Genomic DNA, 23,714 nt, shown 5'->3' on the forward strand with positions numbered 1-23,714 from the left:
GCGGTCGGTGTGGTCGAGCTGAGAGCAGCCTGCGAGCACACTGTGACCCGCGCCACTCCAGACGTCGATGAGTTCCGCTGTGCCGGACGGTCCCTCCCGCATGACGACGACGACACCGCTGGACCTCACCTCCTCGGTCGCCGAGGTCGCCCGCGTGGTGACGGCGGTGCCCGAGGACCAGCTGACCGCCCCGACGCCGTGCGCCGACACCTCGGTGGCCGCGCTGCTGGACCACCTGCACGGTTTGGCCGTCGGGCTGCGGCTGGCGGCGGAGAAACGGTCGACCGGGGCGCCGAGCCCCTCCGCCGACGCGCTGCCGGCGGACTGGCGCACCCGCATCCCGCGCGAGCTCGACGAGCTGGCCGACGCCTGGCGCGACCCGGCGGCCTGGGAGGGCACCGCCGAGCCCGGCGGCGTCGCGCTGCCGGCAGCGTGGGCCGGGCGGGTGGCCCTCAACGAGGTGGTGGTGCACGGCTGGGACCTCGCCGTGGCCACCGGCCGGGCGTACGCACCCGACCCGGCCGCGGTGCGCGCCTGCACCGCCTACGGGCGCGAGTTCGCCGCGGCGGTGCCCGAGGCGCGGGACTCGATCTACGGGCCGGAGGTCCCGGTGCCGGCGGACGCCCCGGAGCTGGACCAGCTGCTCGGGCTCACCGGGCGCGACCCCGGCTGGCGGCCGGTGGGCTGACCGTCCCCCGGCCACTCCGCGGTGTCCCGGCCCAACGCCACCGCGGCAGGGAGCCGCAACGTGGCGGTGAGCCAGAGCAGCAGGTCGTGCAGCCGCAGCCGGGTCAGCCGGTGCCCGAGCAGGTCGGCGACGACGTCCTCCAGCCCGCCGAAGGCCTCGGCGTTGCCCTGCAGCTCCCGGTGCACGACGGCGGCGACCCCGCTGTCGCCCTCCACCAGGTGCGGCACCAGCTGCAGCCAGGTGGTGCGGGTGACCAGGGGCACCAGCGCCGGGCGGCGGTGGTGCAGCGCGGCCACGACGTAGCGGCCGTGCGGGCCGGGCGGCTCGCCGAGGGCCCGCAGCGCCGCGCCGACGGTGCCGGGCTCACCGAGCACCGAGACCTCGTCGTCGGGCAGCTCCCAGAACGGCCGGCCGCCGGCGCGGGCGGCCAGCGCCGCAGCCGCCGGCCCGACGTCGTCCAGCGCCCGGCGGACCGTCGCCCAGCCTTCCGGGTCCAGCCGGCCGTGCACGCCCTCGGCCACCAGCACGTCGTCGTCCCCGAGCGGGTCGGCCGGCACCGGCCGGCGGTCGAACCGCTCGAAGCCGAACGCCGGCACCAGCACCCAGCGGCCCTCCCGCTCGATCGGGGAGCGGTAGCGCAGCGGACGCCGCCCCCGGGCGTACCCGAGGACGGCGGCCAGCGCTGTGTCCCACGGCAACGGGTCGGGCCCCGCGCTGGGGAGGGCGAACGCCGGCCGGTCGGGGGACATGAGAGGGGTCAGCCCGCGGGGCTGACGTCCTCGACGTCGAAGCTGGCCATGGTGGCCCCGCCGGTGGCGAAGGTGCCGACGTCGGCGCCCGCGGCCCGGCCGGCCTCCGAGCTCATGCCGGCGCCCATCGCCTCGGCCGAGTCGAAGTCCAGCTCGGCCACCAGGTAGGGGGCCGGCGCGCTCGGGTCCAGCGAGGCGGCGTGGCCGATGGAGAACCGCTGCAGGCCGGGGATGGCCTGGGCCAACCCGACGTGCACGTCGCGGTAGTGCCGGTCGAACTCGGCCGGGTCGGTGGGCTGGCCGTACTGGACGATCAGTCGGTGCACGATGGGGCTCCCTCGGAGATGGCCGGGCTCCGCTGCCCGGCGCGCTGACCAGCCAACCAGAGTGTGGCGGGTCAGCGGTGGCCGAGGCCGCCGGGGCCGTGGTCGGCCGGGACCTCCTCGCCCGCGGCGACCGGGCCGGGCGGCGTGCCGTCGCCGAACGGGCTGCCACCGAGCTCCTCGCGGCCGTGCGCGGTCAGCCAGTTCGACGTGTCCGGGCCCTGCGGGATGATCTGCGTCGGGTTGATGTCTGCGTGCACGACGTAGTAGTGCTCCTTGATCTGCGGGAAGTCGGTGGTGTCGCCGAACCCCGGAGTCTGGAACAGGTCGCGCGCGTAGGCCCACAGCACCGGCATCTCGGTCAGCTTCTGCCGGTTGGCCTTGAAGTGGCCGTGGTAGACGGCGTCGAACCGGGCCAGCGTGGTGAACAGCCGGACGTCGGCCTCGGTGATCGTGTCGCCCATCAGGAACCGCTGCGTCGACAGCCGCTCCTCCAGCCAGTCCAGCGCCGTCCACAGCCGGTCGTAGGCCTTGTCGTAGGCGCGCTGGGACCCGGCGAACCCGCAGCGGTAGACCCCGTTGTTGACCTCTGTGTAGACGCGCTGCATGACCTCGTCCATCTCCTCGCGGAGGTGCTCGGGGTAGAGGTCCGGGGCGCCGGCGCGGTGGAGCTCGGTCCACTCGGTGGAGAAGTCGAGGGTCATCTGCCGGAAGTCGTTGGTCACCACGGCCTTGGTGGGCAGGTCGACCATCGCCGGCACGGTGATCCCGCGCGGGTACTCGCGGTCGCGGGCGAGGAACGCCTCCTGCAGCCGCTCGTAGCCCAGCACCGGGTCACGGCCGCCGGGGTCCAGGTCGAAGGTCCAGCTGCGCTCGTCGTGGGTGGGACCGCAGATGCCCATCGAGATCACCGGCTCGAGGCCGAGCAGCCGCCGGACGATCGCGGCGCGGTTGGCCCACGGGCAGGCCCGGGCGATCACCAGCCGGTAGCGGTCGGCCTCCACCGGCCAGCCGCTGGAGCCGTCGGCGGTGATCCGGTCGGTGATGTAGTTCGAGTCGCGCTGGTACTCCTGGCCCGCTTCGACGTAGCCGCTGCCGCTCTGCTCGGTGCTCACGTCCCCAGCCTTCCCGACGGCGCGACCGCGCGCCGGGTGACCGGTGCGTGAGGGGCTGCCAGCTGAGGGTGGCTGCCGGCTCCGGGGGCGTGTCGGCGGGGCGACGCGCCTTCCCGCCCGGCGCCTCGGCTCGGAGGCTGGTCCTCTCACCGGAGAACAGGAGACCGTCATGGCCCGCAGCGACATCGACGCCCTGAACCAGACCTTCGGGCAGGGGCTGGAGAAGGGCGACGCCGACATCGTCATGTCGGTCTACGCCCCGGACGCCCGGCTCTTCCCGCCGGGCAGCGACGTGGTCGAGGGCCCGGCGATCCGCGACTTCTGGCAGGGCGCGATCGACGCCGGCGTGGACGGCGGAGCGCTGGAGACCGTGGCGCTGGAGGAGCACGGCGACGTCGCCGTCGAGCAGGGCCGCTACCAGGTCCGCGCCGGGACCGAGGTCGTCGACCGGGGCAAGTACGTCGTGGTCCACCGGCGGCAGCCCGACGGCAGCTGGCGCTTCGGCCTGGACATCTGGAACTCCAGCGACCCGGTGGCGTCCCCGGCGTGACGCCGGGGTCGCCTAGCCTGGGGGCATGGCCGCCAACCCCGCCCGCCCTGACTGGTTCGCCAACATCGGGGTCCAGCTGCTCGCCGGGGCCGCGGCCGTCTACAACGTCGTGCAACTGGTCCTGAAGCTGGTCGACGGCCGGTACGGCGAGGCCTTCCTCAGCTTCGCCTGGACCGTGCTGTTCGGGTACGTGCTGCTGGAGTCGCTGCGCTTCCGCAAGCTGCAGCGGCAGGAGGCTGCGGCCGGTGAGACTCCCGCCGAGCCGACGCGCCCGGCGGAACCCACCGACTGACGGTCCTCCTCGGCGACGCGCCGTCCCTGCAGAAGTCACCTCGCGGCGTCACGGGATGGTCACTTACAGTCAGTTACCCGTTCACAGCAGTTGCTCATGCTGTGCCGGTCCTGCCGATCGAGTCGCCCTCCGAGAGGACCGTTCGTGCCCCTCCCTCCAGGTACCGCCCGCACCGCCGTCCGGCGCGGAGCACTCAGCGCAGCAGCGGCGTCCGCCGCCGTGCTCGCCGCCGTCGCCGTCCCGGCCGTCGCGGCTGCCGCGCCGCCCAGCGCGCCGTTCCTCTCCGAGGTCCACTACGACAACGCCGGTGCCGACGCCGGTGAGTTCGTCGAGGTGCAGATCCCCGCGGGCACCAGCTCGGCCGGGTTGTCCGTCGTCCTCTACAACGGCGGCAACAACACGGTGTACGACACCGACGCGCTCCCGCTGGTGACCGCACCGGCCGACGCGCCCGCCGTGGTGGTCGTCGACTACCCGGTCGACGGCCTGCAGAACGGCGCGCCGGACGGCATCGCCCTGGTTGCAGCGGACGGCGAGGTGCTCGAGTTCTTCTCCTACGAGGGCACGCTGACCGCCGTGAGCGGCCCGGCCGCGGGCACGACCAGCACAGAGATCGGGGTCGCCGAGGGCAGCGGCACGCCGGTCGGGCAGTCGCTCTCCCGGGCCTACGATGCCGCCGCGGACACGCTGGTCTGGTCCGGTCCGGGCCCGGCCACCAAGGGCGCGGTCAACACCGCACCGGCTCCGGTCGAGCCGCCGCCGGCTGCCGGCGAGGTCTGCGACACCCCAGCGACGCACGAGATCGGCGCCGTCCAGGGCGCCGGTGACGCCACCCCGCTGGCGGGCTCGACGGTCACCGTGCGCGGCGTCGTCGTCGGCGACGTCCCCGGCCTGTCCGGCTTCTACCTGCAGGACCGGGACGGCGACGGCGCCGCTGCGACCTCCGACGGCGTCTTCGTCCACTCCACCGCAGCAGTGGACCTCGGCGACACGGTGGCGGTGACCGGCCGGGCCGAGGAGGCGTTCGGGCAGACCCAGGTCAACGCGGGAACGGCCGTCGGTGTCTGCACCGACGGCACGGTCGCTGACCTGCCCGCGCCCACCCCGCTGGACCTGCCGGCCGACGCCGCCGCTCGCGAGCGGCTCGAGGGCATGCGCGTCGCCCCGGCGGACACCCTCACCGTCAGCGAGGTCTTCGACCTCACGAGCTTCGGCGAGCTGACCCTGTCCGAGGGCGGGCTGCTGGTCCAGCCCACCGAGCTGGCCCGTCCCGGTGCCGCCGCTGACGCGATCGCGGCGCAGAACGCGCTGCGCAGCATCGTCCTGGACGACGCGGCCAGCACCCGGCTCACCGTGCCGAACGCCCCCTACCTGTCCCCGACCACCCCGGTGCGGGTCGGTGACCAGGTGGAGTTCACCGAGCCCCTCGTGCTGGGCTACGGGTTCGACGCCTGGCGGCTGCAGCCGGCCGACGGCACCGCGGACGGCGTCTTCGCCGCCCGGAACACCCGTCCGACCGCCCCGGGCGCGGTCGGTGGTGACGTCCAGCTGGGCGCGTTCAACGTGCTCAACTACTTCCTCACCTTCGGCGGGGTCGGCCGCGGCGCCACCAGCCAGGCCGAGCTCGACGAGCAGGCCGGCAAGATCGTGCCGGCGATCAACGCGCTGGACGCCGACGTGGTCACGTTGATGGAGATCGAGGACACCGACTCCACCGGCCTCACGCCGGGCAACGCCGACACCGCGCTCGCCGAGCTGGTCGGCCGGCTGAACGCCGCGGCCGGCTCGGGGAAGTGGGCCTACGTCCCCTTTCCGCAGGAGCTGTACGCCGTCGACCGGGACGTGATCCGCAGCGCTGTCATCTACCAGCCCGCCGTCGTCACGCCGGTCGGTCCGTCGGTCGGGCTGGTCGACGAGGCGGTCTGGTCCAACGCCCGGGAGCCGATCGCCCAGACGTTCACCAGGGACGGCGACGCCTTCACCGTGGTGGCCAACCACTTCAAGTCCAAGGGCGGCGGCACCGACGCCACCGGTGACAACGCCGACACCGGGCAGGGTGCCTACAACGGCGACCGGGTCCGCCAGGCGCAGTCGCTGGCGGCCTTCACCGAGCGGCTCCGGCAGCAGACCGGCGACCCGGACGTGGTCCTGATGGGCGACTTCAACGCCTACACCCAGGAGGACCCGATCGAGGCGCTGCGCACGGCCGGCTACGTCGACCTCGGCGAGGAGTTCGACCCGGGCCGGTACAGCTACGTGTTCGACGCGCTGTCGGGCTCCCTGGACCACGCGCTGGCCTCGACCGAGCTCGCCGCCAAGGTCACCGGCCTCGTGCACTGGAACATCAACTCGGTCGAGTCCTTCGCCTACCAGTACACCGGTGACCCGGAGCTGTACGCGCCCAACCCGTACCGCTCCAGTGACCACGACCCGCTGCTGCTCGGGATCGACCTGGCCGAGCGGTGCAACGGACTCGTCCCGACGATCCGTGGCACCGCCGGCAACGACACGATCAGCGGTGGCAACGGCGTCGACGTGATCATGGGTTTCGGCGGCAACGACACGATCACCGGTGGCAACGGGAACGACGTCCTCTGCGGCGGCGACGGGAACGACGTCGTCCGCGGTGGCAACGGCGACGACGTGCTGCTGGGCGGCGCCGGGAACGACCGGCTGTTCGGCGACAACGGCAACGACACGCTGCTCGGCGGGACGGGCACCGATCAGCTCGATCAGGGCCGGGGCACCGGCCGGGTCGAGCAGGAGGGCGCCGGGTCCTGACCGGCTCGTGAGGTGACCGGACGGCGGCGTCCTCGGACCGGGGGCGCCGCCGTCTGCCGTTCCCGGCTCAGGCCCGCTCGGCGTCCGGTGCCGAGGGCGCCGCGACCGGGTCGGGCTGGTCGCGCAGGAACAGGTACCAGTAGGACGTCGAGACGAAGACGACGGCGCCCACCAGGTTGCCCACCCCGGCGAACAGCCAGTTCAGCAGCACGTCGCCCCAGGTCAGGTCCGGGACGCCGGCGAAGATCGCGGCGGGCAGGAAGAACATGTTGGCCACCACGTGGTCGAAGCCCATCGCCACGAACGCCATGATCGGGAAGAAGATCACCAGCACCTTGCCGGAGACGTTCTTGGTCGCCAGGGACATCCACACCGCCAGGCAGACCAGCCAGTTGCAGCCGATCCCGCGCAGGAAGACCTGCCAGTGCGACTCCCCGGTCGCCTTGCCCTCGGCGATGGCGGCCAGCCGCTCGTAGGTCAGCCCGGGGCTCCCGCTGGCCCCGGCGTGCCCGATCACGCCGGTCTGCACGGCGAGGAAGAAGGCGACGAAGACCGCGCCGATCAGGTTGCCGATCAGCACCAGGGTCAGGTTGCGGACGACGTCGGCCACGGTGATCCGGCCGCGCATCGCGCTGAGCGGGACCAGCATCATGTTGCCCGTCGCCAGGTCCGACCCCGCGATCAGGACCAGCACCAGGCCGAGGGTGAACGCCGCGCCCATGAACAGCGTCGGCAGCGTGCCCCAGGTCGCCGGGTCGAGGCCCGAGGACACGGTGATCGCCACCAGGGCGCCGAAGGAGATGTACGCCCCGGCGAGGAAGGAGCTGACGAGCACCCGGTCCCAGCTGCGATGGGTCTTCTTCGCTCCCGTCTCGACGGCGGCCTGGGCCATCTCCTGCGGTTCACGATCGGTCATGTGCGCCTCCGAGGGGGTGCCGCGGCGGCCGGGGCTGGGCCGCGAGGGTCAGCGTCCCCGGCGGTGTGCTCTCCCGCCAGGCGAGCCGGGTGCCACCCCCGGCGCTCGTGCTCTGCTGCCTGGCGGGCAGCAGAGCACGACTGCCCGCCGGGTCGCACCGGGCGGGGCGCAGAATGGTTTCCGGTGGCAACGACGTCACCATGAGCTGGAGGTGCCGTGCCCGAGGTCCACGACCCGTTCGACAGCAGCGGCACCGAGGTCGGTGCCGACGGGGTCCGCCGGTACACCGGGCTGCACCGCAACGTCGTCGCCCTGCTCCAGGAGACCGTGCAGCGCCACCCGGACCGCCCCGCCGTGGTCGAGCTGGACGGGCCGGCGGTCGGCTACGCCGAGCTGTGGGAGCGCGCCGCCCGGGTGGCCGGCGGACTGCGGGACGCCGGGGTGGGCCGTGGTGACCGGGTCGCCGTCCGGTTGGGCAACGGGCTGGACTGGCTGCTCGCCTTCTGGGGCACCCACCTGGCCGGCGGCATCGTCGTCCCGCTGAACACCCGGCTGGCCGAGGCCGAGGTCGAGTACGTCCTCGCCGACTGCGGCGCCGCCCACGTCGTCCGGCCGGGGGAGCCGCTGCCCGACGGGGAGCCCGGCGAGGCCGCCGACCCCGCGCACGGCGACGTGGCCGCGCTGTTCTACACCAGCGGCACGACCGGCCGCCCCAAGGGCGCGATGCTCACGCACGAGAACTTCCTGTCGACCATCGAGAGCGTCATCCGCTGCCGCCAGCTCTCCCGCGACCCCGGGGTCTCGAACGCGACCCTCATCTCGGTGCCGCTGTTCCACGTCACCGGCTGCTGCTCGCAGATGATGACCCAGGTCGCGCTGGGCGGGCTGTCCGTCGTGATGCCGCGGTTCGACCCGGCGGCGTTCCTGGCGGCTGTGCCGCGCCACGGCATCACCCTGCTGACCAGCGTGCCGACGATCTACGAGCTGGTGCTGCGGCACCCCGCCTTCCCGACGACCGACGTCTCCACCGTGCGGACGCTGAGCTACGGCGGTGCCCCGATCGCCCCGGACCTGGTGCAGCGGCTGCTCGAGGCGTTCCCGCGCGCGCGGCTGGGCAACGGGTTCGGGCTGTCCGAGACCTCGGCGCTGGCGACCTTCCTGCCGCACGAGTACGCCGCCACGCACGCCGACGCCGTCGGCTTCCCGACCCCGGTGAACGACGTGCGGGTCGACCGGCCGGACGACGAGACCGGCATCGGCGAGCTGCTGGTGCGCGGGCCCAACGTCGTCGCCGGGTACTGGGGCGACCCGGCGCGGACGGCGGAGACCTTCGTGCACGGCTGGCTGCACACCGGCGACATGGCCACGATCACCGACGGCCCCGGCTTCGCCGGCCTGGTGCGGATCGTCGACCGGGCCAAGGACATGATCAACCGCGGCGGGGAGAACGTGTACTCCGTCGAGGTGGAGAACGCGCTGGCCGCCCATCCCGACGTCGTCGAGGTGGCGGTGGTCGGGGTCGCGGACCCGGTGATGGGGGAGAAGGTCGGCGCCGTGGTGCTGCCCCGCCCGGGGGTGACGGCGGGGGAGCTCGTCCCGTCGCTCATCGCCTTCGCCCGCACCCGGCTCGCCGACTTCAAGGTGCCGCAGTTCGTCCGGGTGCTGGAGGCGCCGCTGCCGCGCAACGCCGGCGGCAAGGTGCTCAAGAGCCCGCTGCGCCAGCAGACCGAGTGGACCGCCGTCCCGCGCTGACGGCCCCTCGCCGACGTCGCGCCTCCGGTGAGCCGCCCGGTCGCCGAAGGCGCGCGGTGGGCGATCGAGCGGGAGATCCCTCGATCGGGGCATCCAGTTCTGCGCGCCGGCTGTCGATGCGACCGAACGGCCCGTCTCGGGTCGCGGCGTCGAGCGAAGGCAGCAGATGAGCGAGCACGGCCAGTACCGCAGCGGCAGCACGCCCCCCCTCCGCCGTCCCGAGGACACCTCGGGTCGGTACCGCGGCGTGCTGGCCGGGGCGCGCACCTCACGCCAGCGGGCCGTGGCCGTCGTGGCGACCGCGGCGCTGGGCTTCGGCGGCGCGGCCGCGATCGACCAGTTCGCGCTCGCCGCTCCCGCTCTCGCGCCGGCGGCCGACGCCGTCCCGGCCGGCGACGGGCTCACCCGGCTCGTCGTGACCGGCGCCGCGGGCAGCGTCAGCGACGCCGAACTCGCCGCGCTGCAGGGGCACGCCGGGGTGGCCACCGTGCAGCGGGTCTTCGACGGCTCCGCGCTGGTGGCGACGCACGGCCTCGCCCCGGCCGACCTCGCCGGCGTCGTGGCCGGCGCCGACGTGCAGTTCTCGGCCACCGGGACGTTCTCCGGCGGCACCGTCAGCGACCCCTACTGGGCCCGCTACGGCTACAACCTCGCCAACACCGGCAGCAACGCGCTCAACCAGCCGGCCGTCGCCGGGGCGGACGTCGACGCGCCCACCGGCTGGCGGGCCGGCACCGGGACCGGGATGGTGCTCGCGGTCACCGACAGCGGCATGGACACCAGCCACCCCGACCTGCAGGGCGCGCTGTGGACCAACCCCGACTGCGACACCGACGCCGACGGCGACGGGCTGGTCGGCGACTGCCACGGCTGGAACTTCTACGGCGCCAGCGCCGATGTCGTGAACGGCGGCGGCAACAGCCACGGCACCGGCGTGGCCGGGATCGCCGGGGCCCGCGCCGGCAACGGCGAGGGCTCGGCCGGGGTCGCTCCCGGGGTGCAGATCATGCCGCTGGTGGTCGGCTACGGCTCGTCGGTGGACATCACCGCCGCGGCCGCGGCGATCCACTACGCGGTCGACCACGGTGCCGACGTCGTCAACGCCAGCTGGGGCGGCCCCGGGCTGGCCCCGGTGCTCGCCGCCGCCATCGACTACGCCGACGCCCACGGCGTGCTCGTGGTGGCCGCAGCCGGCAACGACTCCCTCGACCGCGACCGCACCCCGACCTACCCGGCGAACTCCACCAGCCCCGCGGTGCTCACCGTCGGGTCCAGCACCGCCGCGGACACGATCAGCTCCTTCTCCGGCTACGGCGCCACGACGGTCGACCTGTTCGCCCCCGGCCAGGCGATCGTCTCCCCGGCGCCGGGTGGCGGCTACGTCGCCATGGACGGCACCTCGATGGCCGCGCCCGAGGTCGCTGCCGCGGTCGCGCTGTACCGGGCGCACTACCCGGCCGCCACCATGACGCAGCTGCGCCAGCAGCTGCTCGACGACACCCAGCCGGTGGCCGCGTTCGCCCGCCGGTCGGTGAGCGGTGGCCGGCTGTCGCTGACCGCGCTGGGCAACACCGCCGCCGAGGTGCAGTACAGCTTCACCTCGATGGTGGCCGCGGCCGGCCCGGTCGCACCGCAGGTCGTGGTGAGCGGGTCGACACCGCCGGGCGGCTACGCCGTGCGCTTCGGCCTGGGGGAGGAGTACAGCGGTGAGCTGTTCGCCGTCTCCGGGCAGGCGATCACCCTGGACGGCGTCACGGCGACCACCGACGACAGCGGCGAGGCGCTCTTCGACCTGGGCCCGCGCCCCAGCGCCGGCCCGCTGGTGCTGTCGCCGTCCACCGAGCTGCAGGCGGCGCGGTACGTGCTGACCGTGCAGCTGTACCGGGATGGCGCCCCGGTGGGCCTCCGGTTCGCCGCTCCGCTGCTGGTGGGGCAGCGGACGGTGCCGACGGCACCGGCTCCCAGCGGCTCGGCATCCCCGACGCCACGGGCCACCACCACCCCCACGGCGACCGCGACGAGCACCCCGCGGACGACGACCGCCGCGCCGGGCATCCCGAGCGTCGGTGCCCCCACCGCGCCCGGGACCGGACCGGCTGCCCCGACGACGGGCGGCCCGCGCCCGGGCACCTCGGCGCCCGGTTCGGCCGCGCCCACCGCAGCGGTGCCCACCGCTTCCCAGCCCACCGCGACGAAGCCCACCGCGTCGGTGCCACCGGGCTCGGTCCCCGGCAGCTCGACTGCGGCGCCGACGACGACGCGGGCCGCCGGCCCGACGTCCGCCCCGACCAGCGGTGCGGCGACCCCGACCCGGGCGGCGACCCCGACGGCCGGCGTCCCGACCGGCAGCACGCCGTCGGTGGCCGGCACCAGCGCGCCGACCTCGGCCGGCAGCACCCCGGGCGCCGGCACGGCCCCGACGTCGCCGGGACCGGGGGGCAGCACCACTTACCCGCCCAGCGGCCCGTTCGGGCTGACCTCGATCAGCCCGACCCGGGTGGGCGTCGAGGGCGGCACCCGGGTCACCGTCACCGGCAGCGCCATCCCGGCGAACGCCCAGGTGCGCATCGGCCTGACCAGCCCGGCCGTCGTGTCCTCGGTGTCCGCGACGCGGCTGGTGTTCACCACCCCGGCGCTGGTGGCCGGCACCTACGACGTCTACGTGTCGGTCCCCGGTGGCACCCCCACGGTGCTGACCGGTGGGCTCACCTACCTGCCCGCCGCCAGCGCGCCGACGACGCCGGCGGCCGGCACGACCCCGCGGAGCACGCCGACGGCCAGTGCACCGGCCGCCACCCCGACCGCGGCCGCGCCCACCGCCGTCGCCGGGCCGCACGGTGAGCGGCTGGTCCGCTCGTCGGTGTTCCGCTCGCTGGCGCCGGCGATCTGGCGGGTGAACTGCGCGTCCGCCTGCAGCGGCCTGGCGGTCTGATCCTCACCCCATCTTCGCCAAAAGTGCACTTTTGGCGAAGAGGGGGTGGGGTCAGGCTTCGGAGACGGTGATCGCGGCGTTGACCAGCGCCAGGTGGGACAGCGCCTGGGGCAGGTTGCCGAGGAAGTCGCCGGTGGCCGGGTCGAGCATCTCGGCGAGCACGCCGACGTCGTTGGCGCACGGCATCAGCTCGTCCATCAGCGCGCGGGCCTCGTCGACCCGACCGCACAGCGTCAGCGCCGACACCATCCAGAAGGAGCAGGCCAGGAAGACGCCCTCCTCCTTGTGCGCCCCGCTGTACCGGTACAGGTGCGGGCCGGCGCCGAGGTCGGCGCGCAGCGCGTCCAGCGTCGAGCTCATCCGCGTCCCGCGGTCGAACCCGCTGATCGCGTGCAGCACGATCGAGGCGTCCAGCTGGTCGCTGCCGGGGTACCAGACGTAGGCGCCGCGGTCGGCGGACCAGCAGTGCTCGGAGACCCAGGACCGGATCCGCTCGGCCTCACTGCGCCAGCGGGCGTCGTCGCCGGGGACGTGCCCCGCCTCGGCCAGCTCCACCGCCTTGGTCAGCGCCATCCACGCGCCGAGCTTGGACGTCGTGTAGTGCCGGGCCTCCGGCAGCTCCCACATGCCGGAGTCCTTGGCCTGCCACCGGTCGCAGGTCAGGTCGGCGATCTGCGCGAGCAGCCGGCCGGTCTCGGCGTCCAGCACGTTCCCGTTCTCCACGTACAGCGAGACGATGGCGAACAGGTCGCCGAAGACGCCCAGCTGCAGCTGCCCGGCCGCGTTGTTGCCGCTCACCACCGGGCCGATGCCACGCCAGCCGGGCACGTCGCGAAACTCCGCGACCGGTACCAGCCCGCCGTCGAGGGAGTAGACGACCTGCGGCTCCGGCCCGTTCTCCCGCACCGTGGACAGCAGCCAGCTGATCGCGCCGTGGGTCTCCTCGCGCAGCCCGAACCGGAACAGCGCGGTGAGCGCGTAGGCGGAGTCGCGGACCCAGGCGTAGCGGTAGTCCCAGTTCTTGCCGCCGGCCGGGTCCTCCGGCAGCGAGGTGGTCGCGGCAGCGACCATCGACCCGTTCGCGGCGTGGCTCAGCTGCTTGAGCAGCAGCGTGCTGCGCCGGACGGCGGTGTCCCACGGGCCGTCCCAGGAGAACTCGGCCATCCAGGCGGTCCAGTTGCCGACGGTGCGGTCGATGCCGCGGTCGACGTCCTCGGCACGGGGGAGGAACAGCGGCTCGTCCTCGGTGGCCACCAGGCCGAGCAGCTGCCGGGAGCCCGGCGAGGTGGTGAAGGTGACGTCGATCCGCCGGTCGCCGACGGTGACCTCGTCGGCGTCCAGGGTGCGGACGGCGAGGGTGAGCCCGTCGACCCGGAGCACCGGGCCGTGCGCGGTCTGGTGCACCCACGGCGCAGCGGTGTTCAGGCAGGTGCCCGGCCGGACGGCGGCGCGCATCCGCACGGACCCGGTCAGCCCCTCGATCCGGCGGCCCAGCTCCGACCACGGCAGCCGGCCGGCGATGCCGGAGTTCAGCGCGTCGGTGACCCGGACCGACCCCGAGGCGGTGGTGAAGGTGGTGGTCAGCACGTTGGTGTGCTCGACGTAGGACCGGGCGACGGTGAACTCCTCGACCGGGCACAGCTCGATGCAGCCACCGTTGTCGGCGTCCAGCAGCGCGCCGAACGCGGGGGCGGCGTCCATCTCCGGCAGCGGCAACCAGTCGATCCGGCCGTCCCGGGCGATCAGCGCGACGGTGCGGCCGTCGCCGATCGCGGCATAGGAGCGCAGGTCGGCGTAGCCGTCGTCGTCCCGCTCCGCGACCGGGGCCGGGGCGCCGCCCGCACCCCAGTGCAGGTGCGGGCGGCGCTCGGTGTCCTGCGGCGCGGGGTCGTCCGGCGTCACGGCGTCGGCATCCCACCGTTGACGTTGAGGGTCTCGCCGGTGACGTAGCTGGACTCGGGCGAGGCGAGGAAGACGTGGGCCGGGCCGAGCTCGGCCGGCTGGCCGGCGCGACCCAGCGGGGTTTCCTTGCCGAACTCCGGCAGCGCCTCGGGAGGCTGGCCGCCGGTGGCCTGCAGTGGGGTCCAGAACGGGCCTGGTGCGACGACGTTGACCCGGATGCCCCTGGGGGCGAGCTGCTGGGTGCCCCGGTAGCTCTGCTCGCCGTGGTCCGCGCCGGGCGCGAGGTCCTCCGCGAGGCCGGGGGCGTCCTGGTGCTGCTCCGGGTAGCCGCCGGTCCGGTAGAGCGTGGTGGGGTCGCTGAAGGTGAACTGGTCGGCCACGACCCCGGTCGTGCCCCACTCGGCTGTAGGCGACACGTGCGGCCGCGGCCCGTCACGCCGACCGCGCTCAGGCCACGAGGGAGGCGTAGACGACCACGTTGTCCCGGTAGCTGTCGACGTCGGGATCGAAGCCGCCGCCGCAGGTGATCAGCCGCAGCCCGGCCTCGTCGATGTCGCCGTAGACCGACCCGGCCGGGAACTCGTCCTTGGCGTACTGGGCGACCCGGTCGACGGCGAAGGTCGCGGTGCTGCCGTCGGCGCGGTCGACCAGCACCTGGTCACCGGGGCGCAGCGTGCGCAGGCCCCAGAAGACGCCGGGCTCGCCGCCCCAGTCGACGTGTCCGGCCAGCACCGCCGGCCCGAGCTCCCCGGGCGTCGGGCTGCGGTCGAACCAGCCGGCCGGGTACCCGCCGGGCGGCACCTCCATCGACCCGTCGTCGTCGAACCCGAGCTCCATCACCGGGCTGCGGACCCCCAGCTCGGGGATGGTGACCCGCACCGGCGCACTGCGCGGCATCGTCACCGGCTCGACCGGCACCGGCACGGTCACCCGCGCGCCGGCCCGCACCGGCGTCGGCTCGAGCGCGTCGACGTCCACGGTGACCAGGGCACCGGCGACGGTGACGGGGCCAGGTCCGCCGGCCGGCAGCAGGCACACGGCGGCCACCCCGGCCGCGGAGAGCAGCACCGCCGTGACCGTCCAGGCGCGCGCGGCGAGGGGACGGCGGGCGGCGCGACGATGGTGCCGGGACACCGGGTCAGGCGCGCGACGCCCGGCGCGCGGCGAGCGCGGCACCGCCGGCGGCCGCGAAGGCCAGCCCGCCGGCGACGTAGGACAGCGGGCTGCCGCCCTCGTCCGGGGCCCGGCCGGCCGAGCTGCCGTCACCCGCGGCGACCCCGCCGGTGGGCTGCACGGCGACCTGGCCCGCGGTCGTCGCCACCGCCGTGTAGCCGTAGGCCTCGCAGGCCACGCGGTTGCCGTTGGAGTCCAGGCTGTTCGGGTCGGCCGGGTCGGCGTCGAGGACCACCTGCGCGGCCGCCTGGTTCGGGAAGTCCGCGCAGTCCAGGTCCGCGGCCGAGGCGGTGCCGGTGAGGGGCAGCCAGACGGCGGCGGTCAGGACGACGACGTCGGCGGCGCGCGGCAGGCGCATGGGTGCTCCTCGAGGACGGCAGTGGATCACCCAAAATTATCGAGACGCGACCGTCTGTGACAGGAGTGACCGGCGTGTCGGGAGGGGACCGCGATCGTGTCGTGACCTGACCGGGTCAGCCGTTGCTGCCGTTCCCGTTGCCGTTCCCGCGGCCGCTCCCGTTGCCCCAGCGGTCCCCGTTGCCGTTCCCGTTGCCGGGGAGGTCGTCGGTGGGCGCCTGCTGCTCGGGCTCGGTCTCCACCGGCTCGCTCTCGTCCGGCTCCGGCTCGTCGGCGCCGGGGTCCGTCACGGTCGGCGTCGGCGTCGGCGTCGGGGTCGGGGTCGGCGTCGGCGTCGGCGTCGGCGGAGCGACGGCGTAGCTGACGGTCACCGGGCTGTTGGGGGTGAGCGGGCCGTCCGGGGCGACCCCGGTGACCAGCCCGTCGGCGACGTCGGCGGTCTCCTGCGCGCTGAGCGTGACGACCAGCCCGCGGCCGGTCAGCTCCGCCTGCACGTCGCCCACCGGGCGCCCGACGAAGTCGGACGAGGCGAGGTCGACCAGTTGCACGGTGGGCGGCGCGGGCGCGGTGGAGGACGGCGCGCTGCTGGTCGGCGAACTCGTCGCGCCGGTCGCGGTCCGGTCGTCGTCCGCACCGCTGGTGAGCATCTGCCACCCGCCGAGGGCGACCGCCGCGACGACGAGCAGCGCGAGCAGCGGCACGAGGAGGCGCCGCCGCCGGCTGTCCTCGCGCTGCTCCTCGGCCGGCTCCGGGCTCCAGTCCTGCGCGGGCTCGGCGTGCCAGGCCGGCCGCGGCTGGGTGGCCGGGAACTCCGCGGTCGGCGCGGCCACCGCGGGCATCACGGTGGTGGCGGCCGGTCCGGCGGAGGCGACCGGGCGGCCGAAGGCCCGGCCGGCCATGACCTGGTCGATCGCGTCGCGGAAGGCGGCGCCGTCGGGGAACCTGTCGGCCGGGTCCTTGACCATCGCCGTCTCGATCAGCGCGCGCACCGGGGCGGGGACGTCGTCCGGCAGCGGCTCGGGGTGGTCCCGGATGTGCATGAGCGCGACCTGCACCGAGCTCTCCGCGTCGAAGGCGCGGTGCCCGGAGAGGCACTCGTAGCCGACGACACCGAGTGCGTAGACGTCGCTGGCCGCCGTCGCGCGGTTCCCCTGGGCCTGCTCGGGGGAGAGGTAGTGGGCGGTGCCGATGACCTGGCCGGTCCGGGTGAGCGGCACGCTGGCGGCGGAGACGGCGACGCCGAAGTCGGTGATCTTCACCGAGCCGTCGTTGCCCAGCAGCACGTTGCCCGGCTTGACGTCGCGGTGCACCACACCGGCCGCGTGCGCGGCGGCCAGCCCGGCGGCGCTCTGCCTCAGGACGGCGAGCGTGCGCTCGGGCGGGAGCCGGCGCTGGCGGCGGAGCAACGCGGACAGCGACTCGCCGCGGACCAGCTCCATCACCAGGTAGGCGAGGTGCTCACCCCGCGGGTCGGCGGGAGCGACCTCGCCGTAGTCGAACAGCGTGGCGATGTTGGGGTGCACCAGGCCGGCCGCCAGCTGCGCCTCGGCGCGGAAGCGGGCCAGGAAGGTCGGATCGCCGGTGTACTCGTCGCGGAGGACCTTCACCGCGACGTCCCGGTTGAGCACGGTGTCGCGCCCCTGCCACACCTGACCCATGCCACCCGTGGCGATGAGCGCGGTCAGTTCGTAGCGCCCGCCGAGGAGTCGGCCGTTCGGTTCCAACTCAGCTCCCCCCGCTGGTCGACCTCGCCCGGCTTGGGCGGCGGGTCCACCATCCCACCACGGGGGCGGTCGGCACAGCACTGGGACCACGGCTTCGGCGACGCCCCGCCGCGGAGGAGCGGACACGCCGGGCCTCGGTTCGCCGAAGGCACGCCTCCGGCGTCGGTGGCGGGACGCCGGCCGGCGGGCGGAGCTCGCCGGCCGGCACGGGGTCAGGCCATCTCGGGCACGCGCAGGTGCGCGAGCGCGAGGTCGAACTCGGCGACCTCGGTGATCCGGGCGCCCATCGCGGTGGCGAAGTCGTCGCGCATCGACGCGCCCATCTGGCGGGAGCGCATCAGCGCGTCCCGGCTCTCGTAGGTGACCGCGGCCGAGGCACGTCCGGTCATCCGGTCGATCATCAGGCTGACGCTGCAGAAGCCGGGCAGCTCCTCCATCCGCGGCAGCAGGCTCATCCGGAACGCGTCGACCATGCCGTCCAGCGACGACGGGTCGGCCTCGGTCCAGATGACCCGGGCGCAGGCGTCCGGCCCGGCCGGGTGGACCCGGTGCAGCGCGGCGATCTCCCACTCCTGGACGTCGACCGTGTCGGCCCGCAGCACCTCGGCGGCCTTGCTCCGGGAGTCCCGGACGCTGGCCGCGCTGGCCTGCATCGCCTCCTCGGTGGCCCAGGCGGCGGTCACGATGCACCGGCCGGCCTCCCGGTCGGCGAGCATCGACATGCCGACGCAGCCGCTCATGTGCTGCAGCATCGGCCAGACGGCGTCCCGGACGTACTCGATGCCCTCGTCGACGGCACCCGGGTCGCCGCGCACGGTGGTGGTCCTGGCGTACATGCCAGTGCTCCTCCCTGGCAATGCCCCTGCGGCATCGCCGCGGGTCGAACTCTCCTCGCGCGACGCCGTCCGGTCGGGCACTGCGGTCCGCCGGGGCCGGCCGACGGCGCGTGCGGACCCTCCGCACACCCGCGCGCACACCCCGCGGCGGTGGTCGGTCAGGCGGTGAGGAGGCGTTCGAGCCGGGCGCAGGCGGTGAGCAGGGCGGCGTCGGCTCCGGTCCGGCCGATCAGCTGGACGGCGAAGGGCAGGCCGTCGTCGGTCCGGCCGGCCGGCAGCGCGACCGCGGGCTGGCCGGTGACGTTGAACGGCCCGGTGAACAACCCCTCGACCTCGCCCTCGGGGGTGTCGATCGGCGGCGTCGTCCCCGGCGCGACGTAGGGCGCAGCCGGCCCGAGCAGCACGTCGACGCCGTCGAGCAGCGCCTCGGCGGCGGGCAGCAGCTCGGCCTGGCGGGCCAGCGCGCGGTCCCGAACGGCGGGGTCGGCGTCGCGGGCGGCCTCGAACAGCCGCAGCGTCTCGGGGCCGTACCAGCCGGGCTCGGCGGTCACCCGCTCGCCGTGCACCGCCCAGGCCTCGGGCAGCAGCACCGGCACCAGCAGGTCGCCGAGTTCGGTCAGCACGTCGTCCCGGACGTCGACCAGCTCCGCGCCGGCCTCGGCGAGCCGGTCGAGCAGTGCGCCGGTCCGCTTGGCGAGCTCCGGGTCCAGCGCGGGGTGCGCGAGCTGACCGATGAGGACGCCGATCCGCAGCCCGCGCACCGGTGCCGGGTCGTCGGCCGCGGTCGCCAGCGCGGGTCGGTCGGCGATCACCGCCAGCACCCGGGCGGTGTCCCGGACGGTCGCAGCCAGCACGCCGACGTGGTCCAGGGTCGGCGACAGCGGGGTGACGCCGTCGACCGGGACGAGCCCGGAGGTCGGCTTGATGCCGACGACGCCGCAGTAGTGCGCCGGGAGCCGGATCGACCCACCGGTGTCGGTGCCGAGCGCCGCTGGGACGACGCCCGCGCCGACCAGCGCGGCCGACCCGCCGCTGGAGCCACCGGCGGTGCGGTCGGGGCGGACCGGGTTGAGCGCCTCGGGCAGGTCCGGGTGCGGCGCGCCGGCGGCGTACTCGAGCAGCGATGCGGTGGCGACGACGTCGGCGGCCGCGGCGCGCAGCCGGGCGACGACCGGGGCGTCGTGGGCGGCGGGCGAGCCGGCCATCGCGCTGGGGTTGCCGTCGCCGCGGACGGACCCGGCGACGTCGATCATGTCCTTGACCGCGACCGGTGTGCCGAGCAGCGGGCCCTCGGCGGCGCGCGGCGGGGCCGGCAGCACCTGGACCACCGCGCGCAGCGGACGGCCCAGCCTCTCCAGGCCCTCGTAGGCGGCGAGCAGGGCGAGGTTCGCCGACTGCGCCGTCCGCTCGCCGTCCGCGATGGACTGCTGCAGCGCCGCGATCGAGTCGGCGAGCCTGGGGAGCGCCGGCGCGAGGTCGGCCCACCGGGGATCGGCGAGGACGTCGTCCCTGCTCAGCCCGGTGAGGGCGACGACGGCCTGGACGAGCGGGTCGGACGGCGACATGGCCGGACCCTAACCAGCGCCGAAGGCGCGACTGCGGCGAGAAGGCGGCATGCGGCGCCGAGCGCGGCAGGCGGAGGGCCGGGTCCTCCGGTCAGGGCGTGCTGGAGGTGTCGATCGTCGCCAGACCCTCGGCCGACCAGGCGGTGACGAGGGCATGATCACCCGACATCGCGACGGTCGTCGGGTCGGCGAGGCGGGCGGCGGCAGCGCAGTGGACGGCGTCGAACCCGCGAAGTGCGTGCCGGCGCGCCAGCCGAGCTGCCGAGTCGACCAGTTGGTCGTCGATGTCGAGGAGGTCGAACTGCCGCCACAGCTCGTCGAGACCCGCGAGGCTCGCGTCGTGCTCCGGAGGTCCCAGGCGGCCCAGCCGCGCCGCGCGGGCCAACGCCGCGGCGGCCTCGACGTACGTCAGCCTGGTCGTGACGAGGGTGGCGGCGGAGTCCCAGATGCGCCGGCAGACGGGCCCGCCGGGTTCATCGGCCACCAGGAGCGGGATGACCGCCGACGTGTCGAAGTAGGCGATCATCCCCGGTCGTCGGCGACGAGCTCGGTCACCGGGCCCGTGGCCCGCACGGGCTCCGGTCGAGAGCGGACAGGCTGCGCCGCAGGACGGACCACGCCTTCTGCGACCAGCTGTTCCAGGACGGTGGGCGCGTCGACCGGCACGATGCGTGCGATCGGATGCCCGTGATCGGTGACGGTCACCACCGTGCCTGCCCGGACAGCGGCGAGGTGTCGGCTCAGCCCGTCGCGCAAGTCCTTGATCCCGATGGCGGGCATGATCAGCTCCTCGACTGTCGCCACTTTCCCGAGGCGAAGAGTAGCCACCCGAGGTGATCGTCGTACAGCTCGGGAGGGCGGCGTCGCAGGCGCCTTCGGCGAGACACAGGTCAGGCGGCTTGGAAGGAGCGCTTGCTCAGCCCCATCGAGTAGCCGTTGATCGCGGTGGTGACCGGCGCCTCCGGGTCGCTGGCCGCGCCGAGGGTGACGAACAGCGGCGTGAAGTGCTCGACCGTCGGGTGCGCGTAGGGCATGCCGGGCGCGGCCGACCGGAAGCGGGCGAGCTCGTCGACGTCCCCGCGGGAGAGCGCGTCGGCGGCCCAGGCGTCGAAGTCGCGCGACCACTCGGGGACGACGGTGCCGCTGAACATCTCCCGGGTCAGGAACGGCAGCCCGTGGGTCATGAACCCGCTGCCGATGACCAGCACGCCGTGCTCGCGCAGGGTGCGCAGCCGCCGGCCGAGGCCGAGCAGCGTCGAGGCGTCGTGGGTCGGCATGGACAGCTGCAGCACCGGGACGTCGGCGTCGGGGTACATCACCTTCAACGGCACCCACGCGCCGTGGTCGAGACCGCGGCTGCGGTGCTCGTGCAGCTCCTCGCCGTCGGGCAGCACCGACATGACCAGCTGCGCCAGGTCCGCAGCCGACGGGGTGTCGTAGCGCATCCGGTAGTACATCGGCGCGAAGCCGCCGAAGTCGTAGACCAACTCGGTGCCGGCCTGGGTGCTGCTGATCGACAGCGGCGCGGACTCCCAGTGCGCGCTGACGATCAGGATGGCCCGCGGCTTGGGCAGCGACCGGGCCCAGGTGTGCAGCTCGGTCATCCAGGCGGCGTCCTCGAAGGTCGGCGGGGCGCCGTGGCTGAGGTACAGGCTCGGCAGCGCGCCGTCCTCCGGCGTCCACGTCCGCTGTGGCGCGGACGCCTCCAGCTCGGCGTGCCGCTGCAGGTGGGTGCTGAACGGGTGCTGGGCCATGCCCCGACCATACGCCTTCTGCTTGAAGATTCAAGTACCGACGTGAGGAGTGCCACGCCCCGCCGTCAGGAGAGTCCGGCTGCCGTCGGCTAGACAGTGGGCATGACCGAGGTGACGCAATCTGGTGCCGGCTGGCTCTCCCGCGAGGAGATGGACGCCGCGCGCGAGCGGCTGCCGATCCTCTACGTCGACGCCGTCCCGGTGCGGGTGGACGACCACGGCGTCGTCACCGCGGTCGGTCTGCTGCTGCGGATCGGGCAGAACGGCCAGGTCAAGCGGGCTCTGGTGTCCGGGCGGGTGCTGTACCACGAGCGGGTCCGCTCGGCGCTGCTCCGGCACCTGGAGAAGGACCTCGGCCCGCTGGCGCTGCCCCGGGTCCCGTCGGCGCCGCAGCCGTTCACCATCGCCGAGTACTTCCCGACCCCGGGCGTGACGCCGTTCCACGACCCCCGGCAGCACGCGGTGTCGCTGGCCTACGTGGTGCCGGTCGGGGGCGACTGCGCGCCGCAGCAGGACGCGCTGGAGCTGACCTGGTTCGCGCCGGACGACGTCCGGGACCCGGCGGTGCTCGCCGAGCTGGCGAACGGCCAGAGCACCCTGCTGCTCCAGGCCCTCGCGCACCTCGGCGTCTGACCCCCCGTTCGCCAAGAGCGCCACTTTGGCGAACGGGACGGCTGCCGAAGGCGCGCCTTGGGCGAAGACCGGAGGCATGACGTGGGCGACGCCGGGCGCAGGGGGTACCGATCCGCGGCTGGACGACCGATACCGGGTCTGAACAGACCTGGGAGAGGACGTCGTCTGCATGAGGGCCCGCAACAGTTCCGTCGGTGACCGCCTGGCCGTGCTCGCCGGAGCACGGTTGGACGTGCTCACGGTCGCGCCGGGCTCCCGCGCCAAGTACGTGGCGCTCGGTGGTGTCCTGCTCAGCACGGGTGGGCTGGCGGCCGTGTCGGCGGCCTTCGCCGTGCACATGGCCCTCGGCGCCCCGTGGCTGCTGGCCGGCGTGATCGGCCTCGGCTGGGGCCTGGTGATCGTCAACCTGGACCGGATGCTGCTGGTCGGCATGGGCCACGACGCCTCGGTGTTCCGCAACGTCGCGATGGCGGTGCCACGCATCGCCCTCGGCGTCCTGCTCGGCACGGTGATCTCGATGCCGCTGACGCTGCAGGTGTTCAACAAGGAGATCGACGCGACGATCGTGACGCTGCAGGCCGAGGCGGCCGACGAGTTCACCGCCGAGCTGGACGCCGACGCCCGGTACGCGCAGATCCCCGAGCTGCAGGACAAGATCGCCTCCGAGCAGGCCGTGCTGGCCGGCGGTGGGCAGACCGACTCGAACGCCGACCCGCGGGTCACCGCCGCGCAGACGGACCGGGAGTCGAAGCAGCAGGCCTACGACGCCGCGCTGGCCAGCTACGGCACGCTGCAGGCCAAGGCGCAGTGCGAGCTCGACGGCACGTGCGGCTCCGGTGATCCCGGCGAGGGCGACGCCTACGTCTCCGCCGCCGCGGCCGCCGCGCAGCAGGCCACCGTCCGGGACGCCGCCAAGGCCGAGCTGGACGCCGCCGACGCCGCGCTCGTCGACGCCCGGACGTCGGCCGGCGCGGACGCGGCCAGCAACGGTGCCCGCAGCGTCGCGATGGCGCAGGCCGACCTGGCCACCGACCAGGCCGAGCTGGCCCGGCTGACCGCGCTGCGCACCGCCGAGCAGGAGGCGTTCGCCGCGCAGAACTCCCAGGCCGACGGCCTGCTCGCCCGGCTCGAGGCGATGGACCGGCTGGCCGAGGACCGGCGGGCCGCCGGCACCGCGCACGTGATGCTGTTCCTGCTCTTCCTGTCCGTCGAGCTGCTGCCGGTGCTGATGAAGACGCTGCTCAACTTCGGTGAGCCCAACGCCTACGAGGTGCTGGAGAAGCTGCGCGACGAGGAGGACGTCGAGGCGGAGAAGATCCGCCGCGACGGACGCCAGCGCGCGGTGCAGGCCCGCGCCGACCTGGTGGTCGCCGCCGAGACCGACCGGATGGCCCGGGAGATCCTGGACCGGGAGATCGCCGCCCGCGAGGAGGCCGAGCGCCGGGAGGCCCGCCGGCAGGCCCGCCGCGGCCGGTTCGCCCGGATCCTGCGCAACGCGGTCGGCTCCGACCGCCCGGTTCCGGCGGCGACCGAGGTCGTCGAGCCCACGCTGGACACCGGCGAGCTCGAGGCGCTGATGACCGCCCCGTCCGCCGTCCGCCCGTGGCCGCTGCCGGCCCCGCGTCCGGCCGCGGAGCTGTTCACCCCGGTGGAGTCCCGCGAGCGCTGACCC

Annotated in this window: 22 protein-coding genes; 8 read left to right on the forward strand and 14 right to left on the reverse strand. The window is 74.6% G+C overall.

The features are described 5' to 3' along the window. Nucleotides 1-100: 100 nt before the first annotated feature. Nucleotides 101-688, forward strand: coding sequence for a TIGR03086 family metal-binding protein (locus FHL79_RS04990; RefSeq protein ID WP_138757528.1), 588 nt, complete (start codon nucleotides 101-103; stop codon nucleotides 686-688). On the opposite strand, the gene FHL79_RS04995 is transcribed toward FHL79_RS04990, so the two are convergent. The 3 genes from FHL79_RS04995 to FHL79_RS05005 form a co-directional block, all read right to left on the reverse strand. Beyond that, the gene (locus FHL79_RS04995) at nucleotides 592-1,437 is read right to left on the reverse strand and encodes a hypothetical protein (RefSeq protein ID WP_246080363.1); all 846 of its coding nucleotides are present in this window, start codon (nucleotides 1,435-1,437) and stop codon (nucleotides 592-594) included. The genes FHL79_RS04990 and FHL79_RS04995 overlap by 97 nt on opposite strands. Nucleotides 1,438-1,445: 8 nt before the next feature. After that, nucleotides 1,446-1,763 carry an EthD family reductase gene (locus tag FHL79_RS05000; protein ID WP_246080365.1) on the reverse strand — a complete coding sequence of 106 codons (318 nt, stop codon included), beginning with the start codon at nucleotides 1,761-1,763 and terminating at the stop codon, nucleotides 1,446-1,448. Between the two features lie 71 nt (nucleotides 1,764-1,834). Continuing rightward, entirely contained in the window at nucleotides 1,835-2,875 is a 1,041-nt protein-coding gene (locus tag FHL79_RS05005; RefSeq protein WP_138757529.1) for a glutathione S-transferase family protein, read from the reverse strand. A gap of 169 nt (nucleotides 2,876-3,044) precedes the next feature. Here FHL79_RS05005 and FHL79_RS05010 point away from each other — a divergent pair, with 169 nt between their 5' ends. From FHL79_RS05010 to FHL79_RS05020, 3 genes are all read left to right on the forward strand, one after another. Next, entirely contained in the window at nucleotides 3,045-3,425 is a 381-nt protein-coding gene (locus FHL79_RS05010) for a YybH family protein (protein ID WP_138757530.1), read from the forward strand. A gap of 25 nt (nucleotides 3,426-3,450) precedes the next feature. Beyond that, entirely contained in the window at nucleotides 3,451-3,717 is a 267-nt protein-coding gene (locus FHL79_RS05015; protein ID WP_138757531.1) for a hypothetical protein, read from the forward strand. Nucleotides 3,718-3,861: 144 nt separating this feature from the next. Then, nucleotides 3,862-6,498, forward strand: a complete 2,637-nt coding sequence (locus FHL79_RS05020; RefSeq protein ID WP_246080366.1) for an ExeM/NucH family extracellular endonuclease — start codon at nucleotides 3,862-3,864, stop codon at nucleotides 6,496-6,498. 67 nt (nucleotides 6,499-6,565) lie between these two features. Here the strand turns inward: FHL79_RS05020 and FHL79_RS05025 are convergent, their stop codons facing one another. Continuing rightward, complete coding sequence (locus FHL79_RS05025) at nucleotides 6,566-7,414, reverse strand: formate/nitrite transporter family protein (protein WP_138757533.1); 849 nt, start codon at nucleotides 7,412-7,414, stop codon at nucleotides 6,566-6,568. 216 nt (nucleotides 7,415-7,630) lie between these two features. On the opposite strand from FHL79_RS05025, the gene FHL79_RS05030 reads away from it, so the two are divergent. After that, on the forward strand, nucleotides 7,631-9,166 hold the full coding sequence (locus FHL79_RS05030) for a class I adenylate-forming enzyme family protein (protein ID WP_138757534.1): 1,536 nt from the start codon (nucleotides 7,631-7,633) through the stop codon (nucleotides 9,164-9,166). 166 nt (nucleotides 9,167-9,332) lie between these two features. After that, complete coding sequence (locus FHL79_RS05035; protein WP_138757535.1) at nucleotides 9,333-12,098, forward strand: S8 family serine peptidase; 2,766 nt, start codon at nucleotides 9,333-9,335, stop codon at nucleotides 12,096-12,098. 51 nt (nucleotides 12,099-12,149) lie between these two features. Here FHL79_RS05035 and FHL79_RS05040 read toward each other — a convergent pair whose 3' ends face one another. The 10 genes from FHL79_RS05040 to FHL79_RS05085 all read right to left on the reverse strand — a co-directional run bounded on the left by FHL79_RS05040 (nucleotide 12,150) and on the right by FHL79_RS05085 (nucleotide 21,409). Then, entirely contained in the window at nucleotides 12,150-14,000 is a 1,851-nt protein-coding gene (locus FHL79_RS05040; protein WP_218938329.1) for a glycoside hydrolase family 15 protein, read from the reverse strand. After that, nucleotides 13,997-14,380 carry an SDR family oxidoreductase gene (locus tag FHL79_RS26090; RefSeq protein WP_138757536.1) on the reverse strand — a complete coding sequence of 128 codons (384 nt, stop codon included), beginning with the start codon at nucleotides 14,378-14,380 and terminating at the stop codon, nucleotides 13,997-13,999. The genes FHL79_RS05040 and FHL79_RS26090 overlap by 4 nt, the downstream gene beginning before the upstream one ends. Before the next feature lie 67 nt (nucleotides 14,381-14,447). Beyond that, nucleotides 14,448-15,134: a class F sortase gene (locus FHL79_RS05050; RefSeq protein ID WP_246080369.1), complete on the reverse strand. Its 687-nt coding sequence runs from the start codon at nucleotides 15,132-15,134 to the stop codon at nucleotides 14,448-14,450. Between the two features lie 4 nt (nucleotides 15,135-15,138). Continuing rightward, nucleotides 15,139-15,531 carry a hypothetical protein gene (locus FHL79_RS05055; RefSeq protein ID WP_138757537.1) on the reverse strand — a complete coding sequence of 131 codons (393 nt, stop codon included), beginning with the start codon at nucleotides 15,529-15,531 and terminating at the stop codon, nucleotides 15,139-15,141. Between the two features lie 115 nt (nucleotides 15,532-15,646). Then, nucleotides 15,647-17,254, reverse strand: a complete 1,608-nt coding sequence (locus tag FHL79_RS05060; protein ID WP_246080371.1) for a protein kinase domain-containing protein — start codon at nucleotides 17,252-17,254, stop codon at nucleotides 15,647-15,649. Between the two features lie 212 nt (nucleotides 17,255-17,466). Continuing rightward, a complete protein-coding gene (locus FHL79_RS05065) occupies nucleotides 17,467-18,090 on the reverse strand; it encodes an antibiotic biosynthesis monooxygenase (protein WP_138757538.1) in 624 nt (207 codons plus the stop codon). 158 nt (nucleotides 18,091-18,248) lie between these two features. Then, nucleotides 18,249-19,655 (reverse strand): amidase, encoded by a 1,407-nt coding sequence (locus tag FHL79_RS05070; RefSeq protein ID WP_138757539.1) that lies wholly within the window; start codon nucleotides 19,653-19,655, stop codon nucleotides 18,249-18,251. A 91-nt stretch (nucleotides 19,656-19,746) separates the two neighbouring features. Continuing rightward, a complete protein-coding gene (locus tag FHL79_RS05075; protein WP_138757540.1) occupies nucleotides 19,747-20,181 on the reverse strand; it encodes a type II toxin-antitoxin system VapC family toxin in 435 nt (144 codons plus the stop codon). Continuing rightward, on the reverse strand, nucleotides 20,178-20,459 hold the full coding sequence (locus tag FHL79_RS05080; RefSeq protein ID WP_138757541.1) for a type II toxin-antitoxin system Phd/YefM family antitoxin: 282 nt from the start codon (nucleotides 20,457-20,459) through the stop codon (nucleotides 20,178-20,180). Before FHL79_RS05080 ends, FHL79_RS05075 begins: the two co-directional genes overlap by 4 nt. Before the next feature lie 86 nt (nucleotides 20,460-20,545). After that, a complete protein-coding gene (locus tag FHL79_RS05085) occupies nucleotides 20,546-21,409 on the reverse strand; it encodes a dioxygenase family protein (protein WP_138757542.1) in 864 nt (287 codons plus the stop codon). Nucleotides 21,410-21,511: 102 nt separating this feature from the next. Here FHL79_RS05085 and FHL79_RS05090 point away from each other — a divergent pair, with 102 nt between their 5' ends. Together FHL79_RS05090 and FHL79_RS05095 are read left to right on the forward strand one after the other, a co-directional pair. Further along, nucleotides 21,512-22,042 carry an NUDIX hydrolase family protein gene (locus FHL79_RS05090; RefSeq protein WP_138757543.1) on the forward strand — a complete coding sequence of 177 codons (531 nt, stop codon included), beginning with the start codon at nucleotides 21,512-21,514 and terminating at the stop codon, nucleotides 22,040-22,042. A 169-nt stretch (nucleotides 22,043-22,211) separates the two neighbouring features. Then, a complete protein-coding gene (locus FHL79_RS05095; protein WP_138757544.1) occupies nucleotides 22,212-23,711 on the forward strand; it encodes a DUF4407 domain-containing protein in 1,500 nt (499 codons plus the stop codon). Nucleotides 23,712-23,714: the final 3 nt, after the last annotated feature.

Origin of the sequence: Modestobacter altitudinis (genome assembly GCF_005930475.1) — a bacterium.
Classification (GTDB): domain Bacteria; phylum Actinomycetota; class Actinomycetes; order Mycobacteriales; family Geodermatophilaceae; genus Modestobacter; species Modestobacter altitudinis.